Raw genomic sequence first — 16,821 nt, 5'->3', positions numbered from 1 at the left:
CAGGCCGCCCTGAGAGGTGTCGTTCAAGATCCATTTTTCCTCGCTAGCGCCTGTAGTTCGGGCCTACATCTTGCCGCATCCGCACCCCGCTTCGAGCCCCCGCGCTTGAGTTCGGACCTCTTCGCATGGGCGTCAGATGCACTGGATTGTCGTACCACGCTGCCCGCTCCGCCTGCGACTGGTTGTAGCCCTCCCTGTTCCAGTGTTGGGCGACCATCGGATCGTGGTCGTACGTCAACTCATCGCCAGGAATTACGTCCCCGTTGCCGTCCCGCCAGGTGAGGTCCCGGCGCGGAATCCTGGAGCCGCTGGAATCCGTCGGCCACGCTCCGGCCGAGCGCCCCTCGTCCGTCCAGCTCACGACCATCTGCTCGTGAGTCTCCGGCGAGTAGCCGTGCGGATACTCGGAGCCCCGCGTGTGGGTTGAGGGCCCGGCGGAGGGATCAGCGGCGAACTGCCCCAAGCTGTTGCGGCAGCGGTTGTTGTTGTGGACGAGGACGGGCTCAGCGCCGGCGAGTACATAGTACGTGTGGATGTCGGCGACCGTGAGGTCCCGCATCTCCTCGGCGCCCAGCTTGTTGAGCACCGCGACGACGGTGACCGCGCCCTTGCCCCGGACCAGCAGCTTCGTGCCCGGCTTCAGGTCCTTGGCGTCGCTCCACTTCCGCTCCGAGGCGTTCCAGAACGGGTGGTGCCAGGTCGTCTCGACCTTGGTGACCTTGCCGTCCTGGTCGCGGACGGTCACGTCGGTGAGGTCCTTGTCGTTGTTGCGGTGCAGCTGGGTGACCCGCTTCGGCTCCGACGTACCGGCGACCGGGTCGGTCGCCAGCACCTTGTCGCCGACGTTGACGTCCTCGATCGGCCGGGTGCTGCCGTCGGCCATCAGGACCTGGGTCTTCGGGTCGAAGCTGTGCCGGCTCCCGCCCGTCGAGCAGCCCGGGCCACCGCCGCCGACGGCGAGGCCGAGCGGGTTGAAGCCGCCGCCGGAGCCGCTGGAGCTGGCCCCGCCGGAGCGTGCGCCACCGCCACCGCCACCGCGACGGTTGAGCGCGCTCAGGCCCGGCACCATGTTCTCCGCGGCGGCCCGCGGGTTGTAGGTGCCGGTGCTGGCGAGCTGGCTGACCGCGTCCTCGACGCCGTTCTCCGCCGCCTCGGTCGCCAGCCGGCCGACGAGACCGGTGCCGACCTTCTTCGCCACGGCCGCGCCGACCCGGGCGGCGATCGCGCCACCCGCGCCGCCGATCAGGCCGGAGACCGCGCCGGTGCCCAGTGAGCCGAGGGCGTCACCGATGCTGTGGATGTCGCCCTGCGCGGCGTCCTTCGCCAGGTTGATCAACGCCCCGGCACCCGCCATGCAGGCGATGGCGCCGGCGCCGGCGGTCACCGCCGTGCAGGCCACGCCGGCGAGGATCGCGCCGCCGATCGCGGCGACCTCCAGCAGGACGTCCTTGTGCTCCTTGACCCACTTGGTGGTCGCGCTGGCCGCGTCGCGTACGGCGCTGGCGGCCTTCTTGACCACCCGCTGCGCCTTGGCGGCGACCTTCTTACCGGCTTGCTTGATCTTGGCGGCTGCCTGCTTGGCGCGTTTCTTGACCGCCGCGACCTTCTTGGCGACGTACTTGCGGCCCTGCTCGATCTTCTTCTTGACCGCGCGTTTGACCTGGTTGTACTTCTTCTTGACCTTCTGCTTGACCTGGTTGTACTTCCGTTTGACCTGGTTGACCTTCTTCTTGACCGCCGCCTTGGCCTTCTTCACGGTCTTCTTCACCGTGGACTTGACCGAGCTGTAGGTCGAGTACGCCTTGGACACGTACGACGAGGCGTACGAGGAGGCGTAGGAGTAGGCCGACGAGGCGTACGAGCGGACGGTCGAGGTGACCGAGCTGACCGCGCGGGAGAAGGACTTCTTCAGGCTGCCCCAGCCGAAGTTGCCGGTCGGGTCGGTGACGATCAGCGGGTTCGCGTCGCCGTACTGGTAGCGGTTGGCGTTGATCGAGTCCGGCAGCGGGCTGTTGTTCGCCGCGTCCCGGGTGTCGAACTGGCCGGTGTCCGTGTTGTACCAGCGGGCGTGCATGTTGACCCGGCTCGTCACCGCGTCGGTCCACTCCGACTGGTAACCGAGCTGGCCGAGCAGCCCGCTCGTGCTGAGCACCTTGCCCAGTGGGTCGTAGGTCACCGACCCGGACAGCGCCGTCCCGGTCGCCGCGAACTGCCCGACCACGTCGGAGTGCAGGTCCGTCCAGACCATCCGCTGGGTGCCGCCGGCGGTGGTGCCGACCACCTCACCGGCAGTGCCCCGCACGTAGGTCGCGCCCGCGTCGGCGGCCAGGTCGTTGCCCAGACCGGCGTACGCGTGGCCGGGCCGGATCGCCCGCCCCAGCGCGTCGTACTCGTAGGTCTGGGTGCCGCCCGCCGACTGCTGCGACAACACCTGCCCGAACGCGTCGGTGCGGGTGATGTTGCCGCCGGCCTCGGCCAGCGTGCCCCGGGCCGTGTACGTGTAGCTGGCCCCGTCCGCGGTGAGCAGCCGGTTCCGCTGGTCGTACGTGAACAGCTTGTTGCCGTTCTGCACCCGGTTGCCGGACTTGTCGTACGCGTACACGGTGGTGGTGGCGCCGTTGTTCCACGACGTCAACCGGTCCGCGAGGTCGTACGTGTAGCTGTTGCTCGCCGAGCCGGCGAAGCCGCTCGTCGTCTTCGACGTGATGTTGTTGTTCGCGTCCCAGCCGTAGGTGATCTTCGCGAGCGACGCCCCGGCGGCCGACTTCAACTCGTCGTCCTTGAGCCGCCGCAGCGGGTCGAAGGTGAAGTTGCGGGTGTTGCCGTTCGACCCGTAGGTGATCTTGGTGACCTGGGAGAGCGTGTTGTAGGTGTAGGCCATCTGCACGCCGGCCGACGGGTTGGCCAGCGTCGAGAGCCGACCCGCGCCGTCGTACGTGTACGAGGTGGTGCCGGCCGCGTCCTGCCGGGAGGCCAGCCGGCCGTCCGGGTCGTAGCCGAACGTCGAGTTCCCGGACGAGCCGGTCACCGACCTCGGCAGGCCCCGGTCGTCGTAGTCGATGGTGTTCGTCCCACTGGCGCCCGAGAACGACGTCATCCGGCCGGCCACGTCGTAGCCGAAGGACCGGTCCGCGGTGGCCGCCTCCGCGCCCGCGCCCGACTGGCGGACCAGCTGGCCCAGGTCGTCGTACGCGTTGGTGACGGTCACCCCGCCCGGCATGGTCTGCTTCACCGGCCGGCCCGCGCGGTCGTACTCCAGCGTGAACGTGCGGTCCGCCGGGTCGGGGTGCGCCGCCGTCGCCGGCTCGATCATCGACTCCGGCAACCCCCACGAGTTGTACGTGGTGTGGAAGGCGTTGCCCCGGCCGTCGGTGAACCGGGTGCGGTTGCCCTCCAGGTCGTAGCCGAACGTGGTGACGATGGAGTCCGACGCGGAGATCGGCTGGGTCTCCTTCGTGACCACGCCGGTCGCGTCGTACTCGTAGGTCACCGTGGTGCCCCGGGCGTCGGTGCTCGCCACCAGGTTGCCCGCCCGGTCGTAGCGGGCCGACTGCTCGGAGAGCAGCGTCCCGGTCGGGCCGTACTCCGCCGTGCGGGTGGGCCGGTCCGCCAGGTCGTAGGTGACCGTGGAGTACGACCCGTCCGGGCGGATCGTCTTCGTGGTCCGGCCCTCGCCGTCGTACTCGAACCGCGACACGTTGTTGGCGCCGTCGGTCACCGTGACCGGGTCACCGACCGAGTTGTACGTCGTCGAACTGGTGACGCCGGCCGCCGAGGTGACCAGCGACGGCCAACCCTGCTCGTTGTACGTGTAGCGGGTGGTGTGGTTCCTCCCCTCCTGCCGCACCACCTCCGTCGAGGTCAGCGTGCGGCCCAGGAAGTCGTACGTGGCGGTGGTGACGGCGCCGGTCGGGTCCGTCGACGACAGCACGTTGCCCGCTTCGTCGTAGGTGTAGGTGGTCGCCCCGTCGTTCGGTGCGATCTCCTTCGACACCCGGCCGAGCTGGTCGTACTCGTAGCGGGTGACCTTCCCGAGCGGGTCCGTGACGGCCGACAGTTGCCCGGTCGCGTCGTAGGTCTGGCGGGTCTCCGGCACGATCGGCTCCGCCGCGCCCGGCGGGGTGTACGCCGGCGCCTTCTCCGACACCACCCGGCCCACCGCGTCGTACTCCACCACGGACCAGTTGCCGTTGGCGTCGCGGGTGTCGGTCGGCTCGTCGAAGGTGTTGTAGCCGACCCAGGTGACCGCGTTGGCCTGCGCGGGCAGCTGACCGGGCTGCTCGACCGTCGCCGCCGGGGCGGTGGTCTTCGCCGCCCGGCCCTCCTCGTCGTACCCGTAGAAGGTGGTGTTGCCGTTGGGGTCGGTGACCGAGGTCGGCAGGCCGTCGGAGTCCAGCACCTGCGAGGTACGGATGACCTGCGCGTCCGCCGCCGGCGCGGTCCCGGCCTTGAGCTGCGAGATCTCCGTGGCCGAGAGCGCCTTCTGGTAGACCTGGACGTCGCTGATCTTGCCGTTGAAGTAGTTGTCGCAGACAGCGTTGTACTTGCCGCAACCGATCGTGAACGGCCCGTCGGCCAGCCATGGCTTGACCCCCGTCGCCGTCCCCCCGGCGACACCGTTGACGTAGATGGTCATGGTGCCGGCGGCGGCGTCGAAGACGCCGGCCAGGTGGGTCCAGGTGTCGACCACGGGCACGGACGTGGCCGTGGCGACCTGGTCGTTGGGCGGGTCGTTCATGTCCGCGGATTTGAGGACGAACTTCCAGTGGTTCGTCTCGTGGTAGCGCAGCTCGAACGCGTTCTGCCGATCGCCGTCCTGGCCGAGGATGCGACCCTTGACCCCGGTGCCGGCGAGTTTGACCCAGGCGGCGAACGTCAGGCTCCGCGTGGTGTCCACCACGGGACCCGCGGTCTGCAACTTGGTGGTGCTGCCGTCGAACACGGCCGAGCCGCCCCGGTCGGTGGACCAGGTGACGTTGCCGGCCGCGGTGGCCGGGCTGTTGCCCGTGGAGTCGGCGGCCTTGGTACCGCTGGTCTCGTCGAGCTTCCAGCGCGCCACCGGGGTCAGCGCCGCCGACGGGTAGTCGATCTCGGCGACCGCCCGGCCGGCCCTGTCGTAGAGCGCCTCGGAGATGCTGGTGACCGTGCCGTCGGCCGCGGAGGAGACGGTCGAGACGACATTGTCGTCCACGTTGTAGGTGAGCGCCGTCCGCCGCTTCAGGCCGTTCGGGTCGACCACCGAGGCGGTCGTCCGGCCGGCCGCGTCGTACTCACTGGTGGTGACCGAGTGGCCGTTGTTGGTCACCTCGCTGACCACGTTGCCGGCCGCGTCGTAGACGTTCTCCTCCACCACGAACGTCCGGGTGCCGTCGGTCCGGGTGACCTTCGCCTCCAGGCCGTTGTCCGTGTAGGTGTAGCTGGTGGTCCAACCCATCGCGTCGGTCTCGCTGGCCAGCCGACCCGCCGGGTCGTACGCCCGGCTCGTGGTCACCAGGTCGCGGGGCGCCGACGGGTTGTTCGGGTCGCCGGTCCAGTCCTTCACCGTCGTCGTGAGCAGGTTGCCCTCGACGTCGTACGTGCTGGTGGTGACCCCGCCGTCGGCGTCGGTCTCCTTGGCCACCCGCCCGTACCTGTCGTACTCCAGGGTGGTCGTCTGACCGGCGGCGTTGGTGCTCGACGTCTCCTGCCCGTACGCGTTGTACGCGTGCCGTTCCGTGCGGGGCGCGTCGCCGCCGGTCAGGTCGCTGACCGTGACCTCGGTGATGTTGCCGTCGTCGTCGTAGACCGTCGTGGTGCGGGCGGTGTGCACCGCGCCGGTGACGCGGTTGGTCACCCCGGGCTCGGTCTCCGTGACCTCACGGCCCAGCTTGTCGTACTCGTGGCTCGTGGTCAGGCCCTGCGGGAAGCTGCCGGTGACCTCGGTCTCGGTGAGCACCCGGCCGAGCCCGTCGTACGTGAAGCGGTTGACCTTGCCGCCCGGCTCGACCACCTCGGCGACGTCGCCGCTGGCGTAGTAGGTGATCGTCTGGGTCTGGCCGCCCGCGGTGGTGACGCTCGCCGGCAGGCCGGCGGGGGCGAACCCGCCGTCCTTCGCCGCCACGGTGGTGCCGTCGGTGTAGACGGTGCGGGTGACCCGGCCCAGCGGATCCGTGATGCTGGTCTGGTTGCCCTTGCCGTCGTAGCCGTAGCTGGTCAGGTAGCGGTTGTCGGTCGCGGAGGAGGACCGCCCGTCCCGCATCGTCAGGATGACGTCGTTGCGCGGATCCGGCGTACCTCCGATCTTGACGGAGGTGCCCGTCATCCACCCGCCGGTCCCGTTGCCCGACACGAGGTACATGTCGTTGTCGGTCGACTTGAGGTAGACGAGGTCGGCCTTCTTGTCGCCGTCGAAGTCGCCGGCGGAGAGCAGGGCCTTGGCGCTGCCCCACCCCGTGCCGATCCGGGTGGCGACGGTGCTCAGCCAGCCGCCCGTGCCGTTGCCCTTCAACAGGTACAGGTTGTTGTCGGCACCGCTGCGGTAGACGACGTCGTTCTTGCCGTCGCCGTCGAAGTCGCCGGGTGAGACGAGCAGGTTCGCGGCGCTGACGTTCGGCCCGATCAGGGTCGCGGTGGTGCTCAGCCAGCCACCCGTGCCGTTGCCCTTCAGCAGGTAGAGATTCTTGTCCACCGAGCTGCGGAAGATGACGTCCGGCTTGCCGTCACCGCTGAAGTCCTTCGAGAAGGTCATCAGGTCGGCGGCGCCGACGCTCGGGCCGATCTTCGTCGACGTGCCGCTGACCCAACCACCCCGGCCGTTGCCGGCCAGGACGTACAGGTTGCTGTCGGAGGCGCTGCGCCAGATCAGGTCCGGGTTGCCGTCGCCGGTGAAGTCCTTGGCGGCCACCGCCAGGTTGGCCGAGGCCAGGCTGGTGCCGATCTGGGTCGGCAGGCTGGTGAGCCAGCCGCCGGTGCCGTTGCCCGACACCATCTGGATCGTGTTGTCGGCCTCGCGGTAGACGATGTCGGGGGCGCCGTCGCCGTTGAAGTCCTCGAACATCATCGGCAGCGCCGCGCTCGCCCAGTTCAGCGGCTCCGCCGAGTTGGCGTAGTAGGTGTAGTACACCGACGAGCACTTGTTGGCCGACTGGTCCTGGCAGGTGATGACCTGCTTCGTGTTGCCGCGGGCGTCCTGGAGCTCCTGCGTCCACACGCCGCGCGGGTCGTACGTGAGGTTGCCGTAGCCGCCGACGTCGTAGCCGAACTTGGTGGTGTTGCCCAGCCCGTCGGTCTGGGCGACCATCCGGTTGCCGTTGACCAGGTCGTAGCTGTAGGAGACCTTCTCACCCGTCGGCCCGGTGACCGAGACGGTGGAGACCGGCATCGGGATGGCGGTGGCCACGCCGTTGACCATGGTGACGGCGACCGGCGCGGTCTGCGTCGACGCCTTGTAGTGCGCGGTGACCTGGTCGGCGGAGAGCTGCGACCGGTAGAAGGCGACCTCGGCGATCGAGCCGGGGAAGTAGCCGACGTCGCGGGTGCCGTGCATCGGCCAGGCACCGGCCCACTTGCCCGCGCCGACGTACGCGTTCACCGCGTCCGTCGCGACCAGGAGGTTGTCCAGCTTGCCGACCGGGTTGCCGTCCAGGTAGAGCGACTGGGTGTTGGTCGCCGCCGACAGCACGACGTGGTGCCACTTGTTGTCGTTGACGAGGCCGGCGCTGGTGATGACCCGGGTGGCGCTGCCGGTCCAGAAGCCGCCGCGCAGCTTGCCGTCGGTGCCGACGTACAGCGCGGGGGTCCACATTCCGGCCACGCTCGGGTCCGAGACGGGGCTGGCCTGGTAGCCGTAGAGGACACCGCCGGCGGTGTTGCCGGACGGCATCTTGAACCACAACTCGACCGTGTTCGGCCCGGTGGTCGGCATGTCCTCCGGCGGGAGTTGGAGGTAGGAGCTCGTCCCGTTGAAGGACGCGGCCCGGCTGTCACTGAAGGGACCGGCGACCCCCAGGGTCGCGGAGCTGTAGGTGGCGGTGCCGCCCTGCACCTCGTTGGCCGCGTCGGTGGCGGCGACGTCACCGAGCCGCCAGTAGTCGGCGGGCTTCGCGCCGAGGACCGAGGCGGCGTAGACGTCGCTGCTGCCCGAGACGGTCGGCGTGCCCATGGTCCAGACGCCACCGTTCTCGTCGGTGACGGTGGACACCCGGCCGGTGGCCTTGTCGTAGCCGACCTGGGCGGTGACGCCCCCGGAGGGACGGACGACCTTGGTCAGCACCGGGTGGGCACCGCGGCCCGCGCTGGTCAACGCCGCCACGGTGGTGCCGGTGAGCGCCTGGTTGAAGAAGGCCACCTCGGCGATGGAGCCGGTGAAGTAGGTGGCCTTCGCCGGGTTGGCACCCGTGTTCACGTGGTTCGGCCAGCCACCGCCGACGAAGCCCGCACCGACCAGCACGTTCGCCGAACCACCGGCGATCTGCGCGATGGTCCCGTCCAGGCTGCCCTTCTCGACCCCGTCCAGGTAGAGCTTCTGGGTGTCGCCGGCACCGGCCAGCACCACGTGGTGCCAGACACCGTCGGTGACCGCCACATCGGTGATCATGGGCGTCGGCGCGCCCTTCCAGAACCCGCCCCGCAGCTTGCCGTCGCTGCCGATGTAGAGCGACGGCGTGTAGTTGCCCGGTGTCGTGCCCTTGCTGATCGGGTCGGCCTGGTAGCTGAACAGCACCCCGTTCGGCGTGGTGGTCTTGAACCAGAGGCTGACCGACTGGTACTGGCCGTCGCTGATCAGATTGCCGGGCAGCTGGACGTGCGAGCTGGTGCCGTTGAAGCCGGCGGAGGTCGCGGTGGAGCCGGGCAGCAGCGCCGGCTGACCGAGGGCGACGTTGGTGTAGCGCGCGTTGTCGACACCCGCGTTGCCGAGCACGGCGCTGGCCGCCGTGGTGGCGCCGGCCCCCTCCGCGAACCGCCAGTACGAGTACGGCCCGGCGTTCAGCGTCGCGTTGGCGTACTGGGAGGTGGTGTCGTACTGGTAGGTGGTGCAGGCCGCCCAGTTGGTCGGCGGGCAGACCTTCGCCAACTGGTCGTTGGCGCCGTAGCCGTACTGCCAGGTGGTCGAGGTGCTCCAGTCGCCGGGCGTCACCGGGTCGGTGTAGACGGTCGCCGGGTGGGGGTGCGCCGAGCCGGCCGGCGTGGACCAGGTGACGTAGAGGGACCGACCCGAGGCCGAGGTCACCTTCGTCGCGTTCGCCGTGGCGTCGTACGAGAAGGTCATCGCGCGCGCGTTGGCGTCCGTGATGCTGGTGATCTTGAAGACGCCGGTGCCGGCCGGCTGGCCGAAGACGTAGACCGAGGCGTCCTTGTCGGTCAGCGTGTAGCCGGTGACCGCGCCGCTCACGTCCTTGTTCTCGCGCAGGATGGAGAAGCGGCCGGAGGCCGACGTGAAGCTGCCGTCGGCGTTGCGACCCAGCGCCACGTCCTGGCCGGTCGGGTACGTGATCAGCACCGACTGCACCTGGCCCGCGGTGTCCCGCACCTGGGTGGCCTTGGTGTCGAGCATGCTGGACCAGCCGACGCCGAACGCGTTCGCGCGGCGGGTGTCGAGGCTGTTGTAGCTGCGCGTGATCGACAGCGACGGGCCGACCGTGGCGACGCTGGCGTCGGTGGCCGAGGTCGTGTAGTTGCCGATGCCGGCGTCGTACCCCTTGCCCGCGTTCTGCGCGAGGTTCCCGGTCAACAGCGGCTGCGGCACCGAGGTGGTGAACGCGTACGCCGGGTAGACCGCGCTGGGGCCGGCCTTGTCGTTGACCTGGACGGTGTAGAGGTAGCTCTTGTTCCAGGTCAGCTTGCCGGCCGGGACGGTCCAGCTCGCCGTGGACACCCAACCCGAGTTGGCGACGATCGCGCCCGTCGCGGCGTCACCGACCACGTAGTTGTAGGTGAAGCCCTTGTTCGGCCAGTTGTCCGGGTCGACCGCCCGGGAGTGCAGCTCCGGTGTCAGCGTCGGCACCACCGCGTTGTTGGCCGGGTAGCGGACGTTGACCTGCGGCGCGACGTTGTTGGTGTAGGTCAGCTCCAGGTACGGCTTGTAGGAGCCGGCGGAGTAGTTGGCGGCGGTGAACCGCTTCCAGGCCGTCGAGTCGGTCTCCGAGGCGGTCAGCGCGAGGCCCTCGTTCATGCCGCCGGTCGACCAGTCGTTGAACGTGTCGACGTTCAGCCCGACGCTGACCCACCGGCCGGTGCTGCGGTTCGCCCCGGTGTTGGTGCAGGCCGGGTAGTTGTCACCGATGGTCAGGGAGCCGATCGACGAGGAGATCGACGGGCCCGGGTAGTTGGCGGTGGAGAGGTTGTCGACCGTCCACGCCTGCGTCACCCGGTGCACGTTGAACGCCTTGTGCGAGGTGCAGTCGTACGACCAGGTGTGGTAGAGGAACAGCTTCGCCGCGCTGAACCGCTTACCGGCGAGGCCGTCGCTGGCGAACTCGTCGAAGTGGATGAACGACCGCGCCTTCACCCCACCGCCGTCGTACGTGCCGACGGGCAGGTTGTCGCCGTTGTGGTTGGTCGTCTCGGTGTCGCTGTCCACGTACACGTCGCCGGTGGTGCCGGTGGTGGCGGTCGGGTCGACCCGCACCGGATACTGCCGGGCCGGGTCACGGAGCCAGGCCGGGTCGGCGACGACCTTCAGCGCGGGCGCGCCGTCCACGGTGATGATCTCGAACGTGACGGCGTCGGACTCGGCCGGCGCACCGGAGCGCGGGTCGACCAACGAGTCCTGCATCGAGCCGTGCGGGAACCAGGCCACCGCCTTGCCGTCGGCGTTCAGCAGCTCGACCGATCCGCTCGCGGTGAGCCGAGGAGTCAGGCCGCTGAGCCGCAGCGGGAAGATCCAGCTCGACGCCGCCTCCGGCGAGCGCAGCACCAGGGTCTCCTTGACACCGGCGTCGAAGGTGGTCAGCTCCAGGTCGGTGTGCGGCAGGACGTCCCGGTAGCGCGCGGTCGGGCCGGTCACCTCGGGCGTGCCGACGGTGCCGCCCTGGAGTCGGTAGCCGACGCTCTCCCCGCCGGGCAGGGTCAACTGCGCGAGGTCGGCGTCCGTGCCGGCGGCGCCCGACGCGGACGCGTTCGCGGCACGACCGGCCGACGCCCCGCCGGCCACCGAGACGCCGAGCCGGTTCGCGGTGACGTGCAGTCGACCATCCGATCGGCGGGTGAGGTTCGAGTCGATCTTCTGCCAGCTGCCGTCCGCGGCGCGGTAGTTGACCGGGCGGTTGTACGTGCGCTTCGTGAACGAGCCGTCGGCGTTCGCGAAGACGTCCGAGCGGGCGCTCGACTTCTTGGCGTCCCGGCGGCTGGTGCGGGCGTCGAAGCCGAGCTCCGCGGCGTCCGTCACCTCCGGCGTGATCGGGACCTGGTGCGGCTGGTACGCCTCCAGGGTGCCGGGCGCCGGCTCGGGCGCGCGCCCCGCCCCGCGACCGGCGTCCGTCGCCGACGCCGGCACGTGCGGGTCGGTCGTGACCGGCCGCCCCTTCTGCTGCACGGGCAGGCCCAGGAACGCCGCCGACGCCGACCAGGCCGGGCGCTGCGCGAGCCAGGTGAGCCAGGTGAGGGGGAACTCGCCACCGGGCCGTACGGCCTCCGGCGGCACGGCGATGGTCAGCGCGAAGACCACCGCGACCACGAACGCCGAACGGCGCGCGCCAGTGACGGATCGGCGCATGGCCGGTCCCCTCCCCCGTGAGATGAAAATGTCATCGCGGAGTTTGGGGGTCCATCGATCTCTGGCACAAGATGGCCGAACGGCCAATCCTGTGAGAAACCTTGGAGCCGTCAGTCCTTTGCGGAGGCCAGCGCGGTCACCCGGTCGCGGGCCTCCCGCTGCACCACCGCCGGGTCGGTGACGTCCACCACGGACACGTTGGGGCCCGGGGACGCGGCGCCGAAGGCGACGAACCGCGCGGCCGGGAACCGTGCCGCCGTGGCGGCCACCGCGCCCACCGGCGCCTCACCGACCAGCAGGATCACGTCGCAGCGGCCCTGCACGAGGCTGGCGAGGAAGGTCTGGGCGTTCTCCGCCGTCTGCGGACCGTCCACTTCGAGGAACTGCACCTTCACGCGCGTGGCGAGCGACGCCTCCTGCATGCCGGCCCACACCGGGCGCGACTCGGGCGCGGTGACGCCCTGCGCCCCGGTGAGCAGGCAGGCCGTCTCCGCCCGGTACTCCCGCTGACGCGGCGCAGGCTCGTCCTCGGGCCACAGCGCCCAGCCCACCACGACCGCCGCCACGAGGGCCGCGGCCGCCACCGGCCACCACAGCGGTCGGGTCCGCAGCCAGCGGACCACCGCGTCGCCCCGCCGGGTCCGTCGCGCGTCCCGGGCCCGCCGGCCCACCCCACCACCAAGCACGGCCGCACCCTACTCGGCCGTACGCCTCCTCGGCAGGCCCGAAGCGGCCGGTCAGCCCGAGTGCCGGGCGGGCTCCGCCGTCGGGTCGTCGTCGGCGGGCCCGTCGACCTGGCTCTTGTCGGCAGTATTCGGCGACGGCGTGACCGGGCCCGGGATCGGCGCCCCGTTGGGCGGGGCGCCGGTCGATGCCGGTCCGGCGCCGACCGACGCGCCCGGCCCTTGGGGTGTGGTCTGCGGCGGCGCGGCGGCCACCGGCAGCGTGTCCCGGGGGAGGGCGCCGGCCCGGGCCGCCGGCACGCCGCCCGGCGTGGGTGGTGCGGGCGGGGCGCACTGCCGGGTCAACCAGTCCAGCCCGGCCCGGCGGGCCACCACCGTCAGCCGGTCGCCCGCGAAGATGACCTGCCGAGGGTCCAGGTCACGCCACCAGATCGTCCGGGCCCCGCCGGCCGGCGTACGCGCGATGACCCGCACCTGGCCGGCCCGGAACACCGCGCTCAGCGGGCGGCCGTCCAACTCGGACCCCACGGCCACCGGCACCTCGGCGACCGGAAGCGCGTGCCGGCCGACCGGGATCGTCGCGATGACCGCGCGCTCGGTCAGCGCACCGATGAAGGCGGGCGCGGCCAGGTAGGAGACCGAGCGGGACACGCCGAGGCCGAACGCCTCCTCGACCCGCCCGGCGAAGTCGCCGTCGAAGAGCCGGAGCACCACCCGCAGGTCCCGGCGGAGGTCGCGGGCGGCCAGGGCCGACTCCAGGTTGGCCACGTCGTCCGTGGAGACCACCACCAGGGCCTGGCAGTCGGCGACCGAGGCGGACTCCAGCGTCTCCGGCAGCGCGGCGTCGCCGGTGATCAGCGGCACCTCCAACTGCCGGGCCAGAGCGCCACCGCGGGGCTCCGGGTCCTTGTCGATCGCGACGACCTCGACGTCGTACTCGCGTAGCTGGGCCATGACCCGCGTGCCCACGTTGCCGAGACCGACCACCACCACGTGCCCGGAGCGGGCCGGCTGCATCCGGCCGGTGTGCAGGGCCAGCCGGGCGTTGACGATGCCGTCGACGACGACGGCGGTGATCAGCGGGATCAGGGCCAGCCCGGCGAGGTTGAGCACCACCTGCATGACCTGGGCGTCCGGGGGCTTGGTCGTGTCGGGGTCGGCACCGCTGAGCGTGGTGACCAGGGTGAGGTAGAGCGCCTCGGCCGGCGAGACCCCCTCCGCCCGGGAGATCAACGCCCCCAGCACGGCGATCAGGCCCAGCACCAGCATCACCGCGATGCCGATCTTGCGGGTGGCGAAGCCCCGGACCGCTCGCATCACCACCGTGACCGGCCGGCGCCGCCGCCGCGCCCGCACCAGCCGACGCGCCGCGACCTCGGTCCCCGGGGGCTGCCCGGTCGCCTCGGCGAGCACCAGGTCAGCCGTCGCCTGGTCGGCCGGCAGCAGCACCACCCGGTGCGGATCGGTCAGGTCGGCCAGACCGCAGACCACGTCCTGCTCGCGCACGTCGGCCCGACGGGCGACCCGTAGCGTGCGGTCCCGGTGCTGGAAGTGGCTCGGGTCGACCTCACCGAGCGCCGCCGCGACGAACGCCGGCGCGGCCATCTCGGCGTCGGAGAGCACCTCGACCCGGGCCTTGAGCAGCGTACGCACGCCGTCGGCCAGGGTGCCGTTGAACATCCGGAGCACCTGTCGGACCTGCTGGTCGACCGCCTGGGCGCAGAGCGCCGCGTGCAGGTTGCCGACGTCGTCCTGGTGCAGCAGGGCCAGCCCCGCCGCCCCGACCAGGCCGGCCGCGCGGAACGTCGCCTCGTCGAGCCGGTCGGAGCGGATCACCCGCACACCGCGCAGCGTGGCCGCGTCCGGCCCGTTTGCCCGGTGCCGCTCCGGCACGACCACCGTGACCCGGGCACCACCGGCCGGCAGCTCCGTCTCCAACAGCCCCTTGGCCACGTAGTAGGCCAGCGCGTCCCGCCCACAGACGACGTAGTGCGGGCGGGGGTCACCGACGGACCGGAGCCGCCAGTTCCACTCGACCGCCCGCCGCGCGCGATCCCGCCACGGCTCCCCCATGCCCGGATCGTAGTCAGCACGACCACGCTGGGCGACCCCGTCCGATTCCTGCCCCGCCAGGCATGTCGACGGTGCGGGCGGGTAGAGCAGCGGGCATGCAGACGTTCCTCCCGTACCCGGACTTTCTGGCGAGCGCCCGGACGCTGGACCAGAAGCGGCTGGGCAAGCAGCGGGTGGAGACGATCCAGGTGCTTCGCGGGTTGACCTGGCCGACGTACGGGTGGCGCAACCACCCCGCGGTGAAGATGTGGGCCGGGTACGAGGAGGCGCTGACCCGTTACGGGCTGGACATGTGCGCGGTGTGGGTCGAGCCGGGCCGGGCCGACACCTGCGCCACCACCATGGCCCTCGACCTCGCCACCGCGTGCGGCGTCGAGACCGTCCGCACCCAGGAAGAGCTGGCCGCCGCCGGCGAGCTGCCACCCTGGCTGGGCCGGGAGGACCTGCACCTCAGTCACCGGTCGTCGCTGGTCCGCAAGGACCCGGCGCACTACCGACCGATCTTCGGCGACGTCCCGGACGACCTGGAGTACGTCTGGCCGGCCTCCGACCGGGAACGTCGTTGCCTCACGCCGCCCCCGTGACCCGTACGCGCGGCTCCACGCGCCGACGCCCGCCAGCGGGCAGACTGGAGACGCGCCCGGGGGCGGGAGGTGGCGATGGGACTGTCGCGAGTGGTCGGCGGGCTTCTCGGCGTACGCCCGCGGCTGGTGGACCCCGGCGGCGGTGGTGCCGACCGTGTCCCGCACCCGGTCCCGGCGGTGGTGGTGGGTGGCGGCATCGCCGGCATGTCCGCAGCGGTGGTGCTCGCCGAACGCGGCGTGGACGTCACCGTGCTGGAGGCCGCGCCGACACTGGGCGGCCGGCTGGCGGCCTGGCCGGAGTCACTGGCCGACGGCGAGCAGCAGGTGGAGCACGGCTTCCACGCGTTCTTCCGGCAGTACTACAACTGGCGGGCGATCCTGCGCCGGATCGACCCCGACCTCGGTTTCCTGCGGCCGGTGCCGGGCTATCCGGTGCTGTCCGCCCGCTGGCCCGCGGAGGAGTTCGGCGACCTGCCGGCCGCGCCGCCGCTGAACCTGCTCACGCTCCTGCTGCGCAGCCCCAGCCTGCGCCTGCGCGACCTGCGGGGAATGGACCGCGACGCCGCGCTGCCGCTGCTCAGCTACGACCCGGTGCGCACGTACGCCGCTCTGGACGACACCACCGCCGACGAGCTGCTCGACTCGCTGCGCCTGCCGGACCGGGCGCGGGCGATGCTCTTCGAGGTCTTCTCGCACTCGTTCTTCAACCACGAGGCGGAGATGTCGGCCGCCGAGATGGTCGCCCAGTTCCACTTCTACCTGCTCGGCAACGGTGAGGGGCTGGCCTTCGACGCGCCCGACGAGGACCACGGGACGGCCATCTGGGGGCCGCTGGCCCGGCACGTCGAGCGGCACGGCGGACGGGTGACGACGGGCGCGACGGCCACCGCGCTGCACCGCCACGGCGACGGCTGGCGGGTGCGCACCGCCGACGGGGGCGAGCACGATGCCCGACACGTCGTGCTCGCGCTCGACCCACCGGCGCTCGCCGCCCTGGTCGGCGCCTCGCCCGACCTGGCGGAGCGCGCGCCCCGGCTGGTGGCGCGGATGCCCGACTTCGGCCGGCCCGGCCCGCCGTACGCGGTGGCCCGCTACTGGTTCGACGGGGACGTACGCCCCGACCGGGCCGTCTTCAGCGGGGTGTCCCGGCAACCCACCCTGGACTCGGTGACGCTCTACCACCGGCTGGAACGCGAACCCCGCAGCTGGGCGGAGCGCACCGGCGGCAGCGTGATCGAGCTGCACGCGTACGCCTGCGAGCCGGGGGTGCCCGCGACGGAGCTGGCCGAGCGGATGCGCGCGGAGCTGGCGACACTGTGGCCGGAGTCGGCCGGCCTGACGGTCCGTGAGCTGCGGGCCCGGGTGGCGGCGCAGGCACCCGCCTTCACACCCGGCGGTCACGCCTGGCGGCCCGGCGTACGCACCGACGCCGACGGCCTCTGGCTGGCCGGTGACGGCATCGCCACGGACTTCCCCAGCGCGCTGATGGAACGCGCGGCGGCGACCGGCATCATCGCGGCCAACCACGTCCTCCGCGCGTGCGGCGGCGCGGCCGAGCCGGTCCGCTCGATCCGGCCACGCGGCCTCCTGGCGAAGCGACGCTGAACCGGCGTGGGCGGGCCCGGGCGACCGCCATCGACCGCGCCTCGATCGAATTCCGTTGCCCGTCTCTCCCCGGCGGACCTACCGTGATGCCGCAAGGTCAACCACCGCTCCGGGAGCCGTCCATGTCGATGTCGCACGTCACTCTCGTGCCGTCGTGGCTGCCCGACGGCGATTGCCGAGCTGA

5 protein-coding genes are annotated in these 16,821 nt (G+C 71.5%); 2 read left to right on the top strand and 3 right to left on the bottom strand.

The features are described 5' to 3' along the window. Positions 1–43: 43 nt before the first annotated feature. The 3 genes from ACIBTV_RS01135 to ACIBTV_RS01125 all read right to left on the bottom strand — a co-directional run bounded on the left by ACIBTV_RS01135 (position 44) and on the right by ACIBTV_RS01125 (position 14,448). Positions 44–11,692: a LamG-like jellyroll fold domain-containing protein gene (locus ACIBTV_RS01135; RefSeq protein WP_396701117.1), complete on the bottom strand. Its 11,649-nt coding sequence runs from the start codon at positions 11,690–11,692 to the stop codon at positions 44–46. A gap of 110 nt (positions 11,693–11,802) precedes the next feature. Continuing rightward, positions 11,803–12,378: a hypothetical protein gene (locus ACIBTV_RS01130; protein WP_396701115.1), complete on the bottom strand. Its 576-nt coding sequence runs from the start codon at positions 12,376–12,378 to the stop codon at positions 11,803–11,805. A gap of 51 nt (positions 12,379–12,429) precedes the next feature. After that, positions 12,430–14,448: an NAD-binding protein gene (locus ACIBTV_RS01125; protein WP_396701113.1), complete on the bottom strand. Its 2,019-nt coding sequence runs from the start codon at positions 14,446–14,448 to the stop codon at positions 12,430–12,432. Between the two features lie 95 nt (positions 14,449–14,543). On the opposite strand from ACIBTV_RS01125, the gene ACIBTV_RS01120 reads away from it, so the two are divergent. Further along, positions 14,544–15,032 carry an MSMEG_6728 family protein gene (locus tag ACIBTV_RS01120; RefSeq protein ID WP_396701111.1) on the top strand — a complete coding sequence of 163 codons (489 nt, stop codon included), beginning with the start codon at positions 14,544–14,546 and terminating at the stop codon, positions 15,030–15,032. 75 nt (positions 15,033–15,107) lie between these two features. Continuing rightward, positions 15,108–16,637 (top strand): FAD-dependent oxidoreductase, encoded by a 1,530-nt coding sequence (locus ACIBTV_RS01115; RefSeq protein ID WP_396701109.1) that lies wholly within the window; start codon positions 15,108–15,110, stop codon positions 16,635–16,637. Positions 16,638–16,821 lie beyond the last annotated feature (184 nt).

It is taken from the genome of Micromonospora sp. NPDC049366 (assembly GCF_044466625.1).
Lineage (GTDB): Bacteria > Actinomycetota > Actinomycetes > Mycobacteriales > Micromonosporaceae > Micromonospora.
The sequence above is the reverse complement of the archived record's forward strand: the minus strand, read 5'-3'. Positions and strand labels throughout refer to the sequence as shown.

What these genes read in the sequence shown, in the direction of transcription:
- ACIBTV_RS01115 (WP_396701109.1), top strand. Translation starts at nt 15,108, where the DNA reads ATGGGACTGTCGCGAGTGGTCGGCGGGCTTCTCGGCGTACGCCCGCGG.
- ACIBTV_RS01125 (WP_396701113.1), bottom strand. Translation starts at nt 14,448, where the DNA reads ATGGGGGAGCCGTGGCGGGATCGCGCGCGGCGGGCGGTCGAGTGGAAC.
- ACIBTV_RS01135 (WP_396701117.1), bottom strand. Translation starts at nt 11,692, where the DNA reads ATGCGCCGATCCGTCACTGGCGCGCGCCGTTCGGCGTTCGTGGTCGCG.
- ACIBTV_RS01120 (WP_396701111.1), top strand. Translation starts at nt 14,544, where the DNA reads ATGCAGACGTTCCTCCCGTACCCGGACTTTCTGGCGAGCGCCCGGACG.